We start from the raw sequence: 19,359 nt of genomic DNA, 5'->3' as shown, positions 1-19,359 counted from the left end.
ACGCTGTTGAGTTCTCAAGGAACGGTCGCTTCCTTTGTACTCACCCTCTCGGGCTTTCCTCCGGGCTTCCCTTCGGTGTTTCCGACTCTATCAGACTGTTTCCGGTCCGATTTCCTCGGTGCTTTCCAGGTTCTCGCTTTCGCGTTTCCCTTTCCGGCGGTTCCGACTTTATCAGAAGTTCTTGGCCGGTCTGACCGGCCGCTCATTCCTGAGTAATCGGGAGAGGCTTCTCGGGAATCCAATTCCTGGAGAAGCAGATAGATTCTAGCTGCCACCTCTGGACATGTCCAGTTCTAGGCAACTGTTTGAATCTACCTCCCCGCTCGCGCTGTGTCAACAGCTCTTGCGGGGCGAAGAGGAGACTAGCAGCTCGTGGGGCGTGCTCGCACATCAGGCGGCGGTCGGGACGGTGGCGCTGCGTTCGGCGGCCTCGAGGTCGCCCGTGTCACCGGCGCGGGCGGCACGGCCGCCGAGGATGTAGACGTACATGAGGAAGGCCAGCTCGGCGGCGATTCCGATGCCTATGCGCGCCCAGGTGGGCAGGCCGGACGGGGTGACGAACCCTTCGATGGCGCCGGAGACGAAGAGGACCAGGGCGAGGCCTATCGCCATGCCCACGGCGGCCCGGCCCTCCTCGGCGAGGGCCGTGCGGCGGCTGCGCGGGCCCGGGTCGATCAGTGTCCAGCCGAGGCGCAGCCCCGTGCCGGCCGCGACGAAGACCGCGGTGAGTTCCAGCAGGCCGTGCGGGAGGACCAGGCCGAGGAAGGTGTCGAGCCGACCCGCCGAGGACATCAGGCCGAACCCGACGCCGAGGTTGAGCATGTTCTCGAAGAGGATCCACAGGACCGGGAGGCCCAGGAAGACGCCGAGAACCAGGCACAGCGCGGCGGCCTGGGCGTTGTTCGTCCACACCTGGGCGGCGAAGGACGCGGCGGGATGGCTCGAGTAGTACGTCTCGTACTCGCCGCCGGGGCGGGTGAGCTCCCGCAGCTGGCTCGGAGCCGCGATGGAGGACTGCACCTCGGGGTGGGTACCGATCCACCAGCCGAGCAGGATCGCGACCGCGGTGGACACGAGCGCGGTGGGCACCCACCAGTGGCGGGAGCGGTAGACCGCGGCGGGGAATCCGTAGCCGAGGAACCGCGTGACATCGCGCCAGGAGGCGCGGCGGGTTCCTGTCACGGCACTGCGCGCGCGTGCGACGAGCTGGCTGAGCCGGCCGGTGAGCTGGGGGTCGGGGGCGCTGGACTGGATCAGGGAGAGGTGAGTGGCGGTGCGCTGGTAGAGGGCGACGAGTTCGTCGGCTTCCGCGCCGGTGAGGCGGCGCTGACGGCGGAGCAGCGCGTCCAGGCGGTCCCACTCGGCTCGGTGGGCGGTGACGAAGACGTCGAGGTCCATCGGGTCTGTCTGCTCCTCGGCTGATCGTCGACCGTCGACCGTCCGTCGATCTCGGGACCACTGGTGTCCGTAGGTCTCGGGGCCACTCGCCGGTCATGGACCACTTGTCATAGCTGTCAGCTTGTCGTACTGGGGCGCGATGCGCCTCAGCTTGGCAGACTTGCGGTTCTCGGGGCAGACCAGGGGAAGGACGACGGGCGTGAGTGAGCTGGTGACAGGGGAGGCGGTGGCGCTCGAGCTGCGCCCCGCGAGGCTGCCCAGCAGGGCGCTTGCGGTGTTGCTCGACCTGGTGGTTGCCGTGGTCGCCTATATCGCCGTGGTCACGGCCTTGGTGGCGGCGACGGCGTCGCTGGACGAGGCCGCGCAGGTCGCGCTGACCATCGCCAGTTTCCTGTTGGTACTGGTCGGGGCGCCGATCGCGGTGGAGACGCTCAGTCACGGACGTTCGCTGGGGAAGCTGGCGCTCGGGCTCCGTGTGGTGCGGGACGACGGTGGGCCGATCCGGTTCCGGCACGCGTTGGTACGGGGTGCGGTGGGCGTGGTCGAGATTCTGATGACGTTCGGTGTCGTCGCCTGTATCGCCTCGCTGGTGTCGGCGCGGGGGCGGCGGCTCGGGGACGTCTTCGCGGGGACGTTGGTGGTGCGGGAGCGGGTGCCGGCCGGGAGGAATCACTTCGTTCCTCCGCCGCCTGCCTGGCTGGCCGGGCGCTTCTCGGGGCTTGATCTGTCGGGTGTTCCCGATGGTCTGTGGCTTGCCGTCCGTCAGTATCTGACACGGATGCAGCAGCTTGATCCGCAGGTCGGCTGGGCCATGGCGGAGCGGCTCGCGACCGATCTGGCGGCCCGTACGGGGGCTCCGGCGCCGCAGGGCGTGCCGCCCGCCGCTTATCTGGCGGCCATGCTGCACGAGCGGCAGGCCCGTGAGGCTCGGCGGGCCTTCGGCAGCGGTCCGGTCGCGAGCGGCGTGCCCGGCGCCGGAGGTGTGCCCGTCGCCTCCGCGGCTGTGCCCGGCGTGTACGCCCCACCGGTCCCGCAGCCGATCGCGCCGCAGGTCCAGCAGCCCCAGCCGCCTGTGCCGCAGCCCCCGCAGTCCGCCCACACCCCTGGCGCCTCCACGGCCCCGGCTCAGGCCCCGGCCCCGGTTGAGCGGCCGGCCACCGGCTTCGTGCCGCCGGCGTAGCGAGTGGTCGGCCCGGCCGCTCAGCCGAAGACCGACGGCGGCGACTCCAGGTCCTCCAGCTCGATGCCGGGCGCGGCGAGGACGACGTCCCCGGCGATGTGAACGGTGTGCCGCTCCCCCGTGTCCAGGGCTGTGACCTCGTATTCGTCCACGGTCAGAGGGCCGTTGTCAGTGGCGTGTGTTTCTCTTTCCACCAAGGCCCAGGACTGGTCCACGGTGCGCGGGGCGAGGACCGGGTCCGTGAAGGCGACGAGGCGTACGCGGGTCGCGGAGGCGGAAGGGGTGAGGCGCAGCAGACGGGCGGTGGCGATCAGGAACGCGGGGGACGTGCCGGTGAAGGCGTGGGCGCGCACATTGCCTTCGGTGGCATGAGTGCCGGTGGGGTCGGTGCGGACCCAGGTGACGCCGTCGAGGGCGGCGCCGCGCACCTGCCAGTTTCCCGCGTGCAGTTCGAGTCGGATGGGGCGGCCGAGCTCGTCGAGGGCGAGGTCGACGGAGCCGCTGTGGTCGCCCGAGGGGGTGGTCAGCCGGGAGACGTAGCGCCAGCCGGACGGGCCCGGGGCGCACTGGAAGTGTTCTTCTGCGAAGGGGGTGTGATCGTGCGGATCGTGGAGCGAATAACGGCCGCGGGGCATGGGGGTCCTGGGTCTTGACGGGCTGACGGTCCGGCCAGGGCTGCTGGTCCCGCCAAAGGGGCAGGCCCCCGGCACGGGGGTGCGGGGGCCTGCCTCGGAGGACCTGCCGGTGGGGGGTGCGTCAGTGCACGGACGCGTTCTCCCCGGTGGGCGGGGCTACGGAACCGGTGGCTCAGTAGCGGTAGTGGTCCGGCTTGTACGGGCCCTCGACCTCCACGCCGATGTAGGCGGCCTGCTCCGGGCGCAGCGTCGTGAGCTTCACGCCGAGCGAGTCCAGGTGGAGACGGGCGACCTTCTCGTCGAGGTGCTTGGGCAGCGTGTAGACGCCGATCGGGTATTCGGCCTGCTTGGTGAACAGCTCGATCTGGGCCAGGGTCTGGTCCGCGAAGGAGTTGGACATCACGAACGACGGGTGGCCGGTGGCGTTGCCCAGGTTCAGCAGGCGGCCCTCGGACAGCACGATGAGCACCTTGCCGTCGGGGAACTTCCAGGTGTGGACCTGCGGCTTGACCTCGTCCTTGACGATGCCCGGGATCTTGGCGAGGCCGGCCATGTCGATCTCGTTGTCGAAGTGGCCGATGTTGCCGACGATCGCCTGGTGCTTCATCTTGGCCATGTCCGAGGCCATGATGATGTCCTTGTTGCCGGTCGTGGTGATGAAGATGTCGGCCTTGTCGATGACCTCGTCGAGGGTCGTGACCTGGTAGCCGTCCATCGCCGCCTGCAGCGCGCAGATCGGGTCGATCTCGGTGACGATCACCCGGGCGCCCTGACCGCGCAGGGACTCCGCGCAGCCCTTGCCCACGTCGCCGTAGCCGCAGACGACCGCGGTCTTGCCGCCGATGAGGACGTCGGTGGCCCGGTTGATGCCGTCGATCAGGGAGTGGCGGCAGCCGTACTTGTTGTCGAACTTCGACTTGGTGACGGCGTCGTTCACGTTGATCGCCGGGAACAGGAGGACGCCGTCGCGCTGCATCTCGTACAGGCGGTGGACGCCGGTCGTGGTCTCCTCGGTCACGCCGCGGATCTCGGAGGCGAGCTGGGTCCACTTCTGCGAGCCGTTGGTGATGGTGCGGTGCAGGAGTTCGAGGATGACGCGGTGCTCGTCGGACTCGGCGGTGTCGACCGAGGGGACCTTGCCGTCCTTCTCGTACTCGACGCCCTTGTGGACGAGGAGGGTGGCGTCACCACCGTCGTCGAGGATCATGTTGGGGCCGCCGGTGGGGCTGTCCGGCCAGGTCAGCGCCTGCTCGGTGCACCACCAGTACTCCTCCAGGGTCTCGCCCTTCCAGGCGAAGACCGGGATGCCCCGCGGGTTGTCGGGCGTGCCGTCCGGGCCGACGGCGATGGCGGCCGCGGCGTGGTCCTGGGTGGAGAAGATGTTGCAGGAGGCCCAGCGGACCTGCGCGCCCAGGGCGGCCAGGGTCTCGATCAGGACGGCGGTCTGCACGGTCATGTGCAGGGAGCCGGTGATGCGGGCGCCGGCGAGGGGCTGCGCCTCGGCGTACTCCTTGCGGATCGACATCAGGCCGGGCATCTCGTGCTCGGCGAGGGTGATCTCCTTGCGGCCGAACTCGGCGAGCGAGAGGTCGGCGACCTTGAAGTCCTGTCGGTTGTCGACAGTCGTCATTGCGAGCTGCTCCTCGGGGTTGGGGCGAGGTGGGTATGGGGCTGGTCTGCGCGGCGGCGGACACAGGGGTGCCCGAAAAAAGAGGACACAGGCATGCCCACGTGCGCGCAGCGCAGTCCGTCGGAGGCCCTCTCTCCCTCGGCCGGTCCGCTCGGGACCGCCCGACCGCCATCAGCAGCGACGTCTGGCTCCGTCCCAAGCTACACCGCAGGACCGTGCCGTCCCCAGTCCACGTCCGAAGAGATCACGCCGATCACGCGGGGTGAGGAGAGGGGGTCGACTGTCATCGACCGATGTCTTTGAGCCTGCCGTCGAGTGGGGCAGGATGCCCTGCACGATCGGGAACCCCCGATCGACGTGCGGGGCGTCCGGGACGGCGGTCCGTGCGACGAAAGGCGTTAGGAGACAGACGTGACCAGTCCGGCCGGCCCTCCCCCCACGGGCAGCGGCGGTGGCGAGCGGCAGCGGTTGAAGCTGCTCGCGGTGACCGCGTGCCCGACCGGCATCGCGCACACGTACATGGCGGCGGAGAAGCTCGCGCAGGCCGCCGAGAGCCGTGGCATCGAGATGAAGGTGGAGACGCAAGGTTCCATCGGGGCGGAGAACGTCCTGGATGACAACGATGTCAGAACCGCGGACGGCATCATCGTCGCCGCCGACAAGGATGTGGACCTGAGCCGTTTCGCGGGCAAGCGGGTCCTCACCGTCGGGGTCGCCGAGGGCATCCGTCACCCCGAGCGGCTGATCGAGCGGGTGCGGACCGCGCCGGTGTACACGCCGGGCGGGTCGTCCGGCGTGTCGTCGCCTCCGGGTGGCGGCGGCAGGGAGCGGAGCGCGGTGTACAAGGCGCTGATGAACGGCGTCTCGTACATGATCCCGTTCGTGGTCGTCGGCGGGCTGCTGATCGCGGTGTCGCTGGCGCTCGGGGGCGATGCAACGGCCAAGGGTTATGTGATCCCGGAGGGCACCTTCTGGGCGCATGTCAACGCGATCGGTGTCATCGGCTTCCAGCTGATGATCCCGATCCTGTCCGGTTACATCGCGTACGCCATCGCCGATCGGCCCGCGCTCGTGCCGGGCATGATCGGTGGCTGGATCGCCAATACCGGAGCGCTGTACGACTCCAAGGCGGGCGCGGGCTTCATCGGGGCCATCGTGACCGGGTTCCTCGCCGGGTATCTGGTGCGGTGGATCAAGAAGGTCAAGGTCCCGAAGTTCGCCCAGCCGATCATGCCGATCATCGTCATACCGATCGTGGCGACGACGGCGCTGGGGCTGTTCTTCATCTATGTCATCGGCAAGCCGATCGCCTGGGTGTTCGAGCACCTGACCAGTTGGCTGAGCGGGATGACCGGGACCAGTGCGATTCTGCTCGGCGCGATTCTGGGGCTGATGATCGCGTTCGACATGGGTGGGCCGGTCAACAAGACGGCTTTCCTGTTCGGCGCGGGGCTCATCGCCACCGGAAACCAGACGGTCATGGGCATGTGCGCGGCCGCGATTCCGGTCATGCCGCTGGGGCAGGGGCTGGCCACGCTGATCCGCAAGCGGCTGTACACCGAGCAGGAGCGGGAGACGGGTCTGGCCGCGCTGTTCATGGGCTGCTTCGGCATCTCCGAGGGCGCGATCCCGTTCGCGGCGGCGCGGCCGGCTCAGGTCATCCCGGCCAACATGCTGGGCGGCGCGGTGGCCGGTGCGGTGGCCGGGCTCGCCGGGGTGAAGGACGCGGTGCCGCACGGCGGGCCGATCGTGGCGGTGCTGGGCGCGGTGAGCGGCGTGCCGATGTTCTTCGTGGCCGTGGCGATCGGCACGGTGGTCACCGCGCTGACGACCGTCACGCTGGTCGACCTGGTCGAGCGGAAGCGGCCCGGGGTGCCGTCCGGCGCCGGAATCGTGGCGGGGGCCGAGCCCGCGCTGGTCGGGGCGGGCGTGGGAGCGGGGGCTGCCGCAGCCGTCGTACCGGCGCAGGCCGGGCCGGGGGCGGGGACGAACACCCCCACCGCCGCCACGGCCGACCCGGCGCCCGCGGCCGCCCTCTCCGGACACCTCACCGGGCAGACCGTCAAGGTCCGTCTCGACGCGGTCGGCAAGGAGGACGCGATCCGGGAGATGGCGGGGCTGCTCGCGCGCAGCGGCAGGGTCGCCGACCTGGACGGGCTCGTGGCGACCGCGTTGCGGCGGGAGGAGCAGGGGACGACCGGGCTCGGGGAGGAGATCGCGATCCCGCACGCGAAGACGGACGCGGTGACCGCGCCGGTCGTCGGCTTCGCGCGGTCGGCGGAGGGCGTCGAGTGGGGCTCGCCGGACGGTACGAAGGCCAGGCTCGTCTTCATGATCGCCGTGCCGGAGGCGGCCGCCGGTGACGAACACCTGCGCATTCTGGCGCTGCTGTCACGGAAGCTGATGGACGCGGCGTTCCGGGAGCGGCTGCTGGCGGCGCCGGACGAGCGGGCGGTCCTCGAAGTGCTCGCCGAGGTGGGGTGACCGTGTGAGCGGGCGGGCCCGTGCCCTGAGGGGTGCGGGCCCGCGCGGGGCGGTCACCGCGCCGCCCTTCTAGTGCTCTGTGGCGTGCGGGTTCGGTCCCCCGGGTGTCGCCTCCGGGTCCGGGCCCTTGGCGGCCTCGGTCTCGCTGTAGATGTCGGGTTCGAGGTAGATGACGCGGGCGATGGGGACGGCGGTGCGGATGCGGGCCTCGGCGGCGTTGATGGCGGTCGCGACCTGGGCGGCGGTGTCGTCGTGCTGGACGGCGATCTTGGCGGCGACCAGGAGTTCCTCGGGGCCGAGGTGGAGGGTGCGCATGTGGATGACGCCGGTGACCGTGTCGCCGTCGACGATCGCGGCCTCGATCTTCTTGACCTCCTCGATGCCCGCGGCCTCGCCGAGCAGGAGGGACTTGGTCTCGGCGGCCAGGACGAGGGCGATCAGGACGAGCAGCACGCCGATGCAGACGGTGCCGATGCCGTCCCAGACGCCGTCGCCGGTGATCAGGGCGAGGCCGACACCGCCGAGGGCGAGGACGAGACCGATCAGCGCGCCGAAGTCCTCCAGGAGGACGACGGGCAGCTCGGGCGCCTTGGCGCGGCGGATGAACTGCGACCAGGACAGCTTGCCGCGCAGCTCGTTGGACTCCTTGATGGCCGTGCGGAAGGAGAAGCCCTCGGCGATTATCGCGAACACGAGGACGCCCACCGGCCAGTACCAGTGCTCCAGTTCGTGCGGGTGGCGGATCTTCTCGTAGCCCTCGTAGATGGCGAACATGCCGCCGACCGAGAAGAGGACGATCGAGACGAGGAAGGCGTAGATGTAGCGCTCGCGGCCGTAGCCGAAGGGATGCTGCGGGGTCGCCTCACGCTCGGCCTTCTTGCCGCCGACCAGCAGCAGGAACTGGTTGCCGGAGTCGGCGAGCGAGTGGACGCCCTCGGCGAGCATCGACGACGAGCCGCTGAACGCGAACGCCACGAACTTCGATGCCGCGATCGCGAGGTTGGCTCCGAGTGCCGCCACGATCGCCCTGGTGCCGCCTGACGCGCTCATGTGTCCGCGTTGTCCCTTCGCCTTCGTACGTACGCCGTCCAGGCATGGTGCCCGTCGCCTTTGCCCGTCCTTTGCCGGTGGGCCATTCTTGCAGCCCCGTGCGGCGCCGACGCGTCAGGTATCCACAGGTGCGGTCAGACAATCACAGTGGCGCGGAAGACGGTGCCCGCGCCGGACACCTCGGCCTTCTCGCCCGCCGGTACGAAGACGGACTCGCCCGGTGCCAGCTCGTACTCCCCCGCCCGTACCGAACCGGCCGTGCACAGCAGGATCTGCGGGGTCGCCAGGGTGAGGTCGTGGGTGGCGCCGCCCGCCGGGAGGACGTACCGGGACAGCCGGAACTCGTCGATCGGCGTCTCATAGACCTCCTCGCCGTCCGGGGACGCCTCGGGGCGCAGCACACCGGGGTCGCTCGGCTCGAATCGGACCACGCGCAGCAGTTCGGGGACGTCGACGTGCTTGGGCGTCAGGCCGCAGCGCAGGACGTTGTCGGAGTTGGCCATGATCTCGACGCCGAGGCCGCTGAGGTAGGCGTGCGGGATGCCGGCGCCGAGGAAGAGGGCCTCGCCGGGCTGCAGGCGTACGTGGTTGAGCAGCATGGCGGCGATGACGCCCGGGTCGCCCGGGTAGTGGTGGGCGAGGTCGGCGTAGGGCGCGTAGGCACCGCCGAGGCGGGTGCAGGCGGCCGTGACGGCGGCGACCGTACGCGCCATCTCCTCGGGGTCGGCCGTCAGGACGGCGGTGAGGACCTCGCGCAGGGCGGCGTCCTCGGGATGGGCGTGCAGCAGGTCGACGTACGGCTTGAGGGAGTCGACACCGAGCCCGTCGAGCAGGCGGGCGGTCTCCAGGGGGGCTCGGAAGCCGCACAGGCCGTCGAACTCGGTGAGCGCGCAGATCAGTTCGGGCTTGTGGTTGGCGTCCTTGTAGTTGCGGTGCGGGGCGTCGAACGGGATGCCGCGGCGCTCCTCGTCGGCGAACCCCTCCTTCGCCTGCTCCAGGTCGGGGTGTACCTGGAGGGAGAGCGGTGCGCCCGCGGCGAGGATCTTCAGGAGGAAGGGCAGCCGGGGGCCGAACTTCGCGACGGCGCGCGCGCCCAGCTCGCGCTCCGGGCCGGCCGCTATGACCTCGACGAGCGTGCCGCGCGCGGTGCCCGAGGGCGCTCCCGGGTGCGCGCCCATCCACATCTCCGCCTGCGGCTCGCCGGTCGGCTCGACGCCGAGGAGCCCGGGGATGGCGGTGGTGGATCCCCAGGCGTAGGGGCGGATGGTGTTGGCGAGGCGGTCCATGTCGTTTCTCTGTCTCCGTACGTACGCTGCTCAGCCGGGGCCATCGGCCGGTTGGCCTGTCGCGGGTCGGACGCCCCGGTGAGGCAAGATCAGGCCCCCGAAGCGAGCGCCAGGTAAACGGCGGCGAAATCCGTTACGGCGATCAGTTCCGCGAGCGTCTCCAGTTCGGCGCCCTCCTCCGGTTCCAGCTCGCTGATCGGCGTGTCGTGGCTGAGGGCCAGGTCGCGGGCGGCGGGGGCGGCGGTGAGTCCGCCGATCGGGCGGTCGCGGAGCAGCACCACGCGCGCGTGCAGCGCGGCCGGCTCCTCGACGCGGTCGCGGAAGAAGTCGTCCGGGTCGGCGCTGGCGGCGAGCGGGCCGGCCAGCAGGGCGCTGTGCGCGGCGAGTGCCTCGGGGAGTTCGGCGACCAGGGCGGGGCGGCCGGCCAGTTCGGCGAGCGCGGCGGCGAAACGGCGGCCCGCGGGTCCTGCCGAGGTGCCTTCCGTCCAGATCACGGGGAGCGCGTCGGCGAGTTCGGCGGCGAGGGTCTTGGCCGGGTTGCTGTAGGCCGCGATGGCCGGGCCGCAGCGTTCGGCGATCTGGTCGAGGCGGTCGGCGACCTTCTCCAGGGCGTCGGGCGGGGCGGTGAGCAGGCCGATGCGGTCGAGGACCGCGAGCAGCGGGGTGAGCAGCGCCCACAGGACGCCCGGGGAGGAGGCGGCGAGCGGCTCGTCCTGGTCGTAGGGGGCCGTCGCCATCGGTACGAACAGGCCGTGGGCGCCGGCGACGGCCTCGGCGAGCGGGGTGCCGGCGGGGGCGACGGCGGCGACGGTGCAGCCCCGGCGGTAGGCCTGCTCGGCGAGCAGGGACAGGCTCGGTTCGGTGCCGTCCGGGGTGGCGATCAGCAGCAGGTCCACGGAGCCGGCCCAGCCAGGGAGCTCCCAGCGCAGGGCGCCGGCCGCCGGGGCGACGCCGATGGGGGCCAGCCGGGTGACGGGGCTGCCGGGGCCGGCGAGCGTGCCGAGGAGGTCGGAGGCGTGGGTGGCGGCGGCGCCCGGACCGGCGATCAGGACGGACCGGGGGCGGCCGTCGGGCTTGAGGTCGGGGATGCCTGCCTCGACGGAGTGCCGGGCGGCGGTACGGACGCGGGCGCCGGCTTCCGCGGCGCCTCGCAGGAGGCCCCGCTGGTCCGCGTCGGCGAGCCCATCCGGGGAGTCGAGCAGCGATTCGTCGAGCATGGGTGGCAGCCTCCGAACGCCGGGGTCCAGTTCAGCGGGGGTGGGAACGCCTCGTGGTTACGCGGGGCGGCGGGCCTCGTCGACGAGGAGAACGGGGATGCCGTCGCGGACGGGGTACGCCAGGCCGCAGTCCTGACCGGTGCAGATCAGCTCGGTGTCCTGCTCCTCGAGGGGGGCGTGGCAGGCCGGGCAGGCGAGGATCTCCAGGAGGCCGGCTTCGAGCGGCATGAGGGTTCCCTTCGGGGGCGGATGGTGCTGTGCGGATGTGCCTGGTCAGCGTACCGCCGGTGGGGGTGGCGCGGCGGGGTGTCGGGCGGGCCGTTCGCGGAGGCCCGGCCCGTTCGATCCGGTGTGCGGGCGGGGCTCAGCCGCGGATGATCCCCAGCACCTCGTCCCGCACCTTCGCCATGACCGCCTCGTCGCGCGCCTCCGCGTTCAGGCGCAGCAGCGGCTCCGTGTTGGAGGGGCGCACGTTGAACCACCAGTCGCCGCCGGAGACGGTGAGGCCGTCGAGGTCGTCGAGCGTCACGTCCTCGCGGCCCTCGTACGCGGCGCGGACCGCGGCGAGGCGGGCCTTCTGGTCGGCGACGGTGGAGTTGATCTCGCCGGAGCCGGCGTAGCGGTCGTACTGGGCGACGAGGCCGGACAGGGGGCCGGACTGGCCGCCGAGGGCCGCGAGGACGTGCAGGGCCGCCAGCATGCCCGTGTCGGCGTTCCAGAAGTCCTTGAAGTAGTAGTGGGCGGAGTGCTCGCCGCCGAAGATGGCGCCCGTCGTGGCCATCTCGGCCTTGATGAAGGAGTGGCCGACGCGGGTGCGCACCGGCGTGCCGCCGTTCTCCCGCACCACTTCCGGGACCGACCAGGACGTGATCAGGTTGTGGATGACCGCGCCCTTGCCGCCGTGCCTGGCGAGTTCGCGGGCGGCCACCAGGGCGGTGATCGCCGACGGGGACACCGGGTCGCCGTGCTCGTCGATCACGAAGCAGCGGTCGGCGTCGCCGTCGAAGGCGATGCCGATGTCGGCGCCCTCCTCACGGACCCGCTTCTGCAGGTCCACGAGGTTGGCGGGGTCGAGCGGGTTCGCCTCGTGGTTCGGGAAGGTGCCGTCCAGCTCGAAGTACATCGGTACGAGGGCCAGGGGCAGGCCTGCGAAGACGGTGGGGACCGTGTGGCCGCCCATGCCGTTGCCCGCGTCGACGACGACCTTCAGGGGGCGGATGGAGGTCAGGTCGACGAGCGAGCGGAGGTGCGCCGCGTAGTCCTCCAACGTGTCGCGCGAGGTGATGGTTCCCGGCGTCGCGACCGGCTCGGGGGCGCCGGACTCCAGCCACCGCTCGGCCAGTTCGCGGATCTGGCCCAGGCCGGTGTCCTGGCCGACCGGCGCCGCGCCCGCGCGGCACATCTTGATGCCGTTGTACTGGGCCGGGTTGTGCGAGGCGGTGAACATCGCGCCCGGGAGGTTCAGCGCGCCCGAGGCGTAGTACAGCTGGTCCGTCGAGCACAGGCCGATCTCGGTCACGTCGACGCCGCGCGATGCCGCCCCGCGCGCGAAGGCACGGGACAGGCCGGGCGAGGACGGGCGCATGTCGTGGCCGACGACGATCGCGGCCGCGCCGGTCACCTGGGCGAAGGCGATGCCGAAGAGTTCGGCCAGCGGCTCGTCCCACTGGTCCGGGACCACTCCGCGTACGTCGTACGCCTTCACCAACTGCGACAGATCAGCTGCCACGGCCCAACCTTCCTGAATGTCCTATAGGTGCGCCCAAACTACCCGGCCCGGTCGGCCGTCCGTGGCGCGGAAACCGAGCCGTCGACACACCGTTACCGCAAGGATCGTTCCTGGAAGGGCCGTTACCGCAAGAGGGGCGGCCTCAGTTGTCCGGGGAGCGCAGCACGCGCAGGTGGCCGCGGCGGGCGACCTCCATCGGGTCCGCGCCGCGTGCGCCGCCGCCCGCGCCGGCCGCCCGTTCCTGGGGACGGGCCGCCTCGCGTACGGCGTTGGCCAGCGCTTCCAGGTCGTCGCCGCTGGGCCGGGCCGGGGCGGAGCCGTCGAGGAGGCGTACGACCTCCCAGCCGCGCGGGGCGGTGAGGCGCTCGGAGTGCTCGGCGCACAGGTCGTAGCAGTGGGGTTCGGCGTAGGTGGCGAGCGGGCCGAGGACCGCGGTCGAGTCGGCGTAGACGTACGTCAGCGTCGCGACGGCGGGTCGGCCGCAGGCGGTGCGCGAACAGCGACGTACAGGGCTCACGAGGTTGGACGGTACCGCACTCTTGAGCGGGCCGCGACGACTCTCCACCAGGTCACTCCACCGTGTCGTGCTGTGAAACGCCCCACACTACCCTGGGAGCGCGCCTTGCTGACCTGCACGGACGGGGGTGTCCGAGATCCCGGACCGTTCCGCGTCCGATCACGACTCGATACAAACACCGTCAAATGCCTTGAGCTTGTCGGTCTTGTAGAGATACGGAAACGAGCCCAATCTTGGCTGGAATGGTCATCCGGCGACACGCCGTACGGGGGGCGGGGCGAGGTGACCGGTTGCCGTGGTGGTTGCCGCGTGGGGCGGGGCGGGCGGACCGCGCGGGGACTACGCTTCACCAGTGATGGACAACCGTGTACCCCCCCGTGCCACCGGCCCCGGGCCCCGTCGCCGTGATCGCCACGGACGGGGCATGCGCGGGCCGATCGCGCCGCCGCAGGTGCCGCTCGCGGCGAGTCGTGCCGAGGTGTTCGCGGACCTGGTGCAGGACTCCGTGGAGCGCCTTGAGCGGCGGTGGCCGCAGCTGGCCGAGATCGACTTCGTGGTGCTGGAGGTGCCGCGGCTGGACGGGCGGCCCGGGGACGGCTGGAGCGATGAGGCGGTGCCGCTGGGTGGGGTACTGCCGGCGGGGGACGGGCGGCGGGCGCGGGTCGTCGTCTACCGGCGGCCGGTGGAGATCCGGACCAAAGGGCGGGACGAGCGGGCCGCGCTGGTGCACGAGGTCGTGGTCGAGCAGGTGGCGGAGTTGTTGGGGCTGACTCCGGAGACTGTGGATCCTCGGTACGGGGAGGAATGAGGCGGGGGTTCTGGGCGGCCCTGGCGTTGGTGGCGTCCGGGTGGCGTTTCCCTGGTCCGGGGTTTTGCGTGGTGCCCGGAGGCTGGTGCGGGCGGGGCGGGTCGCGCGGCCCGGCGCTGACGGGGTGCCGCTGCGCCCACCCGTGCCGCCCCAGCTACGTCGGCAGGGGACGCCGGCCGCGGCTGGGCCGGGTCCGGTTGGCGTCGGGCTACTTCTGCAGGACCGCGAGGTCCTGGTCGGTGTGGGGTACCGATACGGTTCCCCGGTCGTCCGGGAGGGTTTGGATGGTGAAGCCGGGGATGCCGTCCTCGGTGGCCGCGAGGGTGCGGGCGCCGTAGACGGGGCCGCCGGAGAGTCGCTCCACGGTCAGGGCGTAGGTGCCCTTGAGGCCGTTGGGGACGGGGGCGGTGACGTCCTGGGTGGTGCCGGACTTGATCGTGAAGGTCTTGGAGACCGGCGTGCCGCCCTCGCTGCCCGCCGACGCCGTGACCTTCACCCGCGCGGTGGCGGTGGGGGCCGTCAGGGACAGGGTCGTGCCCTTGCCGCTGTTGTCGGCGGAGGTCGCGCGCGTACCGACGGGGCTGGTGGCCGGGATGAAGGCCGTCTCCTGCTTCGCGCCCTTGCCCCGCACCACGCGCAGCGCGGCGACCACGGGGACCGACTGGCGGGTGGGGGTCAGGACCAGGGAGCCGGCCTCGCCGCGGGTGACGTCGCCGAGGTCGACCGCGGTGGTCATGCCCGACTTCACGTGCAGCGTCTCGTTCCCGGCGGGGGTTATCAGGCCGTCGGGGGAGGCGAGCCGCACCTTCAGGTCCGCGTCGGCGTCGCCGGGGGTGAAGGCGACCAGGCGGACGGAGGTGGCGTCCTTCGGGATGCCGGGCAGAACCAGGTCGGCCGCCGGGTCGGCGGACGCGGCCAGCCAGTCGCCGCCCAGCTTGTCGTCCAGGGCCTGCACGGCCGCGCCGACCCGCCCGCTGCGCACGCTGACGTGCACGGTCAGATCGTCCTGCTTCGCGTCGGTGAGCGTGGACAGCAGGACCGGCTCGCCGGCGTGCGGCTGGACGGTGATGCCGTCCGCCACCGTGGACTTGAGGGCGCCGTCCTTGCCGTAGAGCCCGATGTCGACGACGGCGGCGCTGTCGTCGGGGTTGGTGAGGTGCACGTAGTCGGTGCGGCCGGCGGCGGTGCTGGCGCCCGGGAACCAGAACTCCGTGTCCGGGGCGGTGCAGTTGACGCCCTGGAGGCCGCGGCCGGTGCCCGCGGCGACCTCGGTGGTCTCCTGGACGGTCCAGCCGGGCGCGGACTTCCCCTCGGCGGTGCCGACGAGCGCGGGCGCGTCGGCACCGGAGGTGTCGCCGGTCGCGGTCTTTCCGGGATCCTTGGGCGTCAGGACGGGCTCGGCGGTCTTCTTCTTCGCGCTCTTGCCGCCCGTGCCGTCCGCCGACTGCTCGGTGGCCGCCTGGAGTTCGGCCTTGCCGCCGCTCGCCGCGCCCTTGCTGACCGGTGTGAAGGACGTGTACGACGTCTCGGCGATGTCGGAGAGGCTGGGCGCCGGGCACAGCAGGCTCGTGCGCTCCACGGGCAGCCGGGCAGCCGCCTCGGCGGCGCCGTCGCCGGGTGCGTCCGGCGGGTTGAGCGCGGCGAACCCGGTGATGGCGGCGAGCGCGGCCGTGCCGGCGATCAGGGACAGGGTGGTGCGGTTCACTGCTGGCTCCCGTCGGGGCGCTCACTGCCGGTGCCGTGGGGGTGGTGCTGCGCCGGGTCGTACGCCGGGTCGTAGCCCTGCTGGTACGTCGGGTCGTACGGCGCCTGCTGGGGCGTACCGCCGTACGCGTACGGGTCGTACTGGCCGGTCTGGTACGAGTCGGCCTGGTACTGGTCGTTCTGGTACTGCTCGTTCTGGTACTGGTCGTTCTGGTACGCCTGCTGGTCGTACGCGTCCGGGTACTGTGCGGTGCCCTGGTACTGGTCGGCGGTGTGGCCGCCGTACTCGGCGCCCGAGTAGGTGGCGGGGTCCCACTCGTCGTAGGGCTGCTGGTGGGGTACGGCGACCGGCTCCTGGGGCGGGGCCGGCACGGCGTCCGGGTCCCGCGGGGCGGTCTCCTGGGCCTCCTCGGCCTCCTCCGCCTCCGCCTGGGCGCGCAGGCGGCGGGCGCGGCGGCCCTCGCCGGCGGTGGCCTGGGCGGGGACGGGCTGCTCCTCGGGGAGGTCGTCGTCGACGTCGCGGCGGCGGCCGGGCAGGGCGAGCACGACCAGGACCAGGGCGAGCGCGCCCTGGGTCCACAGCCAGGCGGTGTGGCCGATCGGGGCGTCGTAGGTGACGTCCAGCTTCCCGCCGGAGGCGGGAAGCCGGAAGCCCTGGGCCCAGCCGTCGACCGTGGTGCGGGTGAGCGGCTTGCCGTCCAGGGTGGCCGTCCAGCCCTCGGCGGCCGAGTCGGCCAGACGCAGGATCCGGCCGTCGGCACCGGACGGGATCGTGGTGTGGATCTCGACGGGTCCGGCGGCGACGGCCTGCGGGGTGCCGGAGCCGGAGGCGGCCACGACGGCGGCGCGCGAGACCTCCTGGTCGACCCGCCACAGGGCGCTGCCGTCCTTCTGGCTGAGGCGGCTCAGGCCGGGCGTGGCGTCCAGGACGCGGCTGACCTCGCGGGGCGCGCCCTTGTGGACGAGGACGTAGCGGACGGCGAACTTGCCGAGCTGGTCGGCCTGGTCGGCGCCGGAGCCGGCGACGAGGTTGGCGACGACCTTGCCGAGACGGCCGTTCTCGCCGTCGGCGGCCAGTTCGGCGTCGCCCATGCGGGCGCCGGAGCCGCGGACGAGGGTGTAGCGGACGCGGGCGGTGGAGTCGCTGTCGAGGACCAGCGTGCGGGCCTGGTCGCGGGTGCCGCTCTCCTCGGCGACGAACGCGGGCACCTGTACGGGGTCGCGCCGCTCCACCGGCCCGTCGGCGCCGCCGATCATCCAGCCGGCGGCGACGAGCAGGGGGCCGGCGGCCGAGGCGAAGGCGATCAGCGCGGCGACCGGCTGGCGCCAGCCGAAGCTCTGCTCCGCCACGCGCGCGCGTGCCCCGTCGGCACCGAGCGCGGCGGCGGCGAGGAGGGCGAGGCCGTAGACGAGGGTGGCCGGTCCGGCCCAGGTGGAGCTGTTGGACAGGACGGCGAAGACAAGGCCCACCAGGGCTGCCGCCCAGGCCGTCCGGATGCCCGACTGGCGCTCGGAGCGCAGCAGTGCGGCCAGCGCGGCCAGCACGATGCCGATGAGCATCAGCCCGTCGACCGTGCCGGGCCCGCCGGGGCTCGCCCCGAGCAGGTCGACGGCGGAGGCGGCCGAGGAGCCGTACTCCAGTCCGGCCTCCTTGAAGAAGCCGAACGGGAGCAGGGTCAGCGACCAGGGCGCGAGGACCAGCAGCGGGGTGCCCAGTTGGGCCAGGAAGCGCAGGCCGTAGGCGACGATCTCACCGCGGCGCAGAGCCAGGACGCCGATCCCGAGGACCAGCGCGATGGGCCACACGATCGGGGTGAAGGCTGTGGTGATGGTCAGCAGCAGCGCGTACGCCCAGGTGGCGCGCCAACTGCCGCGTGCGCCGGAGGCGTTGGCCAGGCCGCCGGCGGCGATGCCCGCCCGCGCGATGAGCGGCAGCAGGACGGCGAGGACGGCGGTGCCGATGCGGCCCCCGGCGAGGGCGCCGGTGGCGGCGGGCAGGAACGCGTAGGCGACGGCCGCCCACGCGCGCAGCAGGCGGGAGGTGACCAGCGGGCGGGAGGCGAAGTACGCGGTGACTCCGGCCAGCGGCACCGAGCAGACCATGAGGACGGTGACGGCAAGGCCGGTCGAGCCGAGGAGCGTGGAGGCCAGCATCGCCACGAGGGCGAGGTAGGGCGGCGCGGACGGGGTGCCGCCGGCGCCGACGGGGTGCCAGGCGTCCAGGTAGCGCGACCACAGCTCGCCGGAGCCGGCCGGGGCGGGCAGCAGGGCGCCGCCCGCGAGCGCGCCGCCGCCGAGCAGGTTCCGGCAGGCGGCGAAGGAGACCAGCAGCAGCGCCAGGAAGAGCACCGGGCCGGGCTTGCGGGCGATGCGCTTGAGGCGGGCGAACTGCTCGATCTCCAGGAAGTCGGCGTCGTCGCCGCCGGGCCCGGACTCGACGGCGCCGCCGTGCCGTCCGGCCGAGGACACCTCCGGGTCGGAGCCGCCGGAGAAGTTGCCGGCGACCTGTTCGACGGTGGCCCGTACGGTCGCGCCGGGTGGCGGGAACAGGGGCCGCAGTTCGCCCTTGTCGACCTGGGGGCGGCCACGTCTGCGCCGCCCGGCGATGATCCGCTCGGGGCGCAGCAGGGTACCGAGCAGGCCGCGGATCTCGTCGACGGCCTGTCCGGGGACCTTGCCGACGAGGTAGGCGACGGTCCTCAGGAGCGTGCCGAGCACCAGCCGCAGCAGCACCCAGGGCAGCGCGGCCGTGCGGGCGTTGACGAGGAGGGTGTAGACGGCGCCGGCCTTGTCGACCTTGTGCGGGGAGGCGGCGGTGCGGCCCACGCAGTCGACGGTGCGGCGCTCGCGGGAGGCGGCCTCCGCGTGCCGGACGACCGCTTCCGGGGCGACGAGGACGCGGTGGCCGGCCGCGTGGGCGCGCCAGCACAGGTCGACGTCGTCGCGCATCAGGGGCAGCCGCCGGTCGAAGCCGCCGAGCTGTTCGAAGACGTCGCGCCGGATGAGCATGCCGGCGGTGGACACCGACAGCACGGGCCGGACGTGGTCGTGCTGGCCCTGGTCCTGTTCCCGGCGGTCGAGGCCGGTCCAGCGGCGGCCGGAGTTGGCGATGCTGACGCCGACCTCGAGGAGCTGCCGGCGGTCGTACCAGCCGCGCAGCTTGGGGCCGACGACGGCCACGTCGTCACGGCCCAGCTCCATTTCGTTGTCGACCACGCGCAGCATCTGGGCGAGGGCGTCGGGCTCGGGGGCGCAGTCGTCGTGCAGCAGCCACAGCCACTGGACGGGCTCGCCGTGCGGCAGCTCGGGCAGGTTGTGGGCGTCGTCGCGCCAGCTGCGGGTGACCGGGTCCCAGCCGCTGGGGCGCTTGAGGTACGGCAGCTCGTCCGGGGTGAGGACGGGCACGGCGCGGCCCGCCTCCTCGACGGCCTGGCCGAAGCCGGTGCGCCGGGCCAGGTGCAGCACACGGTCGGCGCCGAGCGCGTCGGTGACCAGCTGGGCGGAGTCGTCCGCGCTGCCGGTGTCGGCGGCCACGGCGTACTGAACGGGGCGCTCCTGGCCGAGCAGCCCGGCGAGCGCGTCGGGCAGCCAGCGGGCGCCGTCGTGGCAGACGAGCACCGCCGTCACCACATGACGCGGGAACTCAGGAGTGGCAGCGTCGTGGTGGGCTGCCGGGTGGCTGTGCACGGACATCGAGGTACGGGCCCCGGTTCGATGGACT

Annotated in this window: 14 protein-coding genes; 3 read left to right on the top strand and 11 right to left on the bottom strand. The window is 72.4% G+C overall.

From position 1 onward, the window contains the following. Positions 1 to 390: 390 nt before the first annotated feature. Entirely contained in the window at positions 391 to 1,398 is a 1,008-nt protein-coding gene (locus tag ACZ7L0_RS25515) for a stage II sporulation protein M (RefSeq protein ID WP_471244850.1), read from the bottom strand. Between the two features lie 199 nt (positions 1,399 to 1,597). On the opposite strand from ACZ7L0_RS25515, the gene ACZ7L0_RS25510 reads away from it, so the two are divergent. Next, positions 1,598 to 2,578: an RDD family protein gene (locus tag ACZ7L0_RS25510; RefSeq protein ID WP_471244849.1), complete on the top strand. Its 981-nt coding sequence runs from the start codon at positions 1,598 to 1,600 to the stop codon at positions 2,576 to 2,578. A gap of 20 nt (positions 2,579 to 2,598) precedes the next feature. Here ACZ7L0_RS25510 and ACZ7L0_RS25505 read toward each other — a convergent pair whose 3' ends face one another. Continuing rightward, on the bottom strand, positions 2,599 to 3,213 hold the full coding sequence (locus tag ACZ7L0_RS25505; RefSeq protein ID WP_471244848.1) for a hypothetical protein: 615 nt from the start codon (positions 3,211 to 3,213) through the stop codon (positions 2,599 to 2,601). A 172-nt stretch (positions 3,214 to 3,385) separates the two neighbouring features. Continuing rightward, entirely contained in the window at positions 3,386 to 4,843 is a 1,458-nt protein-coding gene (ahcY, locus tag ACZ7L0_RS25500; protein WP_471244847.1) for an adenosylhomocysteinase, read from the bottom strand. Between the two features lie 411 nt (positions 4,844 to 5,254). On the opposite strand from ahcY, the gene ACZ7L0_RS25495 reads away from it, so the two are divergent. After that, positions 5,255 to 7,327 (top strand): fructose-specific PTS transporter subunit EIIC, encoded by a 2,073-nt coding sequence (locus ACZ7L0_RS25495; protein WP_471244846.1) that lies wholly within the window; start codon positions 5,255 to 5,257, stop codon positions 7,325 to 7,327. A gap of 69 nt (positions 7,328 to 7,396) precedes the next feature. Here ACZ7L0_RS25495 and ACZ7L0_RS25490 read toward each other — a convergent pair whose 3' ends face one another. From ACZ7L0_RS25490 to ACZ7L0_RS25465, 6 genes are all read right to left on the bottom strand, one after another. Further along, the gene (locus ACZ7L0_RS25490) at positions 7,397 to 8,377 is read right to left on the bottom strand and encodes a cation diffusion facilitator family transporter (RefSeq protein ID WP_471244845.1); all 981 of its coding nucleotides are present in this window, start codon (positions 8,375 to 8,377) and stop codon (positions 7,397 to 7,399) included. Positions 8,378 to 8,511: 134 nt separating this feature from the next. Beyond that, positions 8,512 to 9,663: a mannose-6-phosphate isomerase, class I gene (gene manA, locus ACZ7L0_RS25485; RefSeq protein WP_471244844.1), complete on the bottom strand. Its 1,152-nt coding sequence runs from the start codon at positions 9,661 to 9,663 to the stop codon at positions 8,512 to 8,514. Positions 9,664 to 9,752: 89 nt separating this feature from the next. Then, entirely contained in the window at positions 9,753 to 10,880 is a 1,128-nt protein-coding gene (locus ACZ7L0_RS25480; RefSeq protein ID WP_471244843.1) for an SIS domain-containing protein, read from the bottom strand. A 57-nt stretch (positions 10,881 to 10,937) separates the two neighbouring features. Continuing rightward, positions 10,938 to 11,108: a Trm112 family protein gene (locus ACZ7L0_RS25475; protein WP_078936097.1), complete on the bottom strand. Its 171-nt coding sequence runs from the start codon at positions 11,106 to 11,108 to the stop codon at positions 10,938 to 10,940. 136 nt (positions 11,109 to 11,244) lie between these two features. Then, positions 11,245 to 12,609, bottom strand: coding sequence for a phosphomannomutase/phosphoglucomutase (locus ACZ7L0_RS25470; protein WP_471244842.1), 1,365 nt, complete (start codon positions 12,607 to 12,609; stop codon positions 11,245 to 11,247). Between the two features lie 142 nt (positions 12,610 to 12,751). Next, the gene (locus ACZ7L0_RS25465) at positions 12,752 to 13,174 is read right to left on the bottom strand and encodes a DUF3499 domain-containing protein (RefSeq protein WP_471244841.1); all 423 of its coding nucleotides are present in this window, start codon (positions 13,172 to 13,174) and stop codon (positions 12,752 to 12,754) included. Positions 13,175 to 13,481: 307 nt separating this feature from the next. Between ACZ7L0_RS25465 and ACZ7L0_RS25460 the strand changes: the two genes are divergently transcribed. After that, complete coding sequence (locus tag ACZ7L0_RS25460) at positions 13,482 to 13,934, top strand: metallopeptidase family protein (RefSeq protein WP_471244868.1); 453 nt, start codon at positions 13,482 to 13,484, stop codon at positions 13,932 to 13,934. A gap of 208 nt (positions 13,935 to 14,142) precedes the next feature. Here ACZ7L0_RS25460 and ACZ7L0_RS25455 read toward each other — a convergent pair whose 3' ends face one another. Both ACZ7L0_RS25455 and ACZ7L0_RS25450 read right to left on the bottom strand, forming a co-directional pair. After that, positions 14,143 to 15,639, bottom strand: coding sequence for a DUF5719 family protein (locus ACZ7L0_RS25455; protein ID WP_471244840.1), 1,497 nt, complete (start codon positions 15,637 to 15,639; stop codon positions 14,143 to 14,145). Further along, complete coding sequence (locus ACZ7L0_RS25450) at positions 15,636 to 19,331, bottom strand: glycosyltransferase family 2 protein (protein WP_471244839.1); 3,696 nt, start codon at positions 19,329 to 19,331, stop codon at positions 15,636 to 15,638. The genes ACZ7L0_RS25455 and ACZ7L0_RS25450 overlap by 4 nt, the downstream gene beginning before the upstream one ends. Positions 19,332 to 19,359 lie beyond the last annotated feature (28 nt).

Source organism: Streptomyces sp. NPDC039424, assembly GCF_055639495.1.
Note: the sequence above shows the minus strand (reverse complement) of the source record. Positions and strands in the feature narration are given on the sequence as shown.

What these genes read in the sequence shown, in the direction of transcription:
- ACZ7L0_RS25480 (WP_471244843.1), bottom strand. Translation starts at nt 10,880, where the DNA reads ATGCTCGACGAATCGCTGCTCGACTCCCCGGATGGGCTCGCCGACGCG.
- ACZ7L0_RS25450 (WP_471244839.1), bottom strand. Translation starts at nt 19,331, where the DNA reads ATGTCCGTGCACAGCCACCCGGCAGCCCACCACGACGCTGCCACTCCT.
- ACZ7L0_RS25490 (WP_471244845.1), bottom strand. Translation starts at nt 8,377, where the DNA reads ATGAGCGCGTCAGGCGGCACCAGGGCGATCGTGGCGGCACTCGGAGCC.
- ACZ7L0_RS25505 (WP_471244848.1), bottom strand. Translation starts at nt 3,213, where the DNA reads ATGCCCCGCGGCCGTTATTCGCTCCACGATCCGCACGATCACACCCCC.
- ACZ7L0_RS25515 (WP_471244850.1), bottom strand. Translation starts at nt 1,398, where the DNA reads ATGGACCTCGACGTCTTCGTCACCGCCCACCGAGCCGAGTGGGACCGC.
- ACZ7L0_RS25475 (WP_078936097.1), bottom strand. Translation starts at nt 11,108, where the DNA reads ATGCCGCTCGAAGCCGGCCTCCTGGAGATCCTCGCCTGCCCGGCCTGC.
- ahcY (WP_471244847.1), bottom strand. Translation starts at nt 4,843, where the DNA reads ATGACGACTGTCGACAACCGACAGGACTTCAAGGTCGCCGACCTCTCG.
- ACZ7L0_RS25460 (WP_471244868.1), top strand. Translation starts at nt 13,482, where the DNA reads ATGGACAACCGTGTACCCCCCCGTGCCACCGGCCCCGGGCCCCGTCGC.
- manA (WP_471244844.1), bottom strand. Translation starts at nt 9,663, where the DNA reads ATGGACCGCCTCGCCAACACCATCCGCCCCTACGCCTGGGGATCCACC.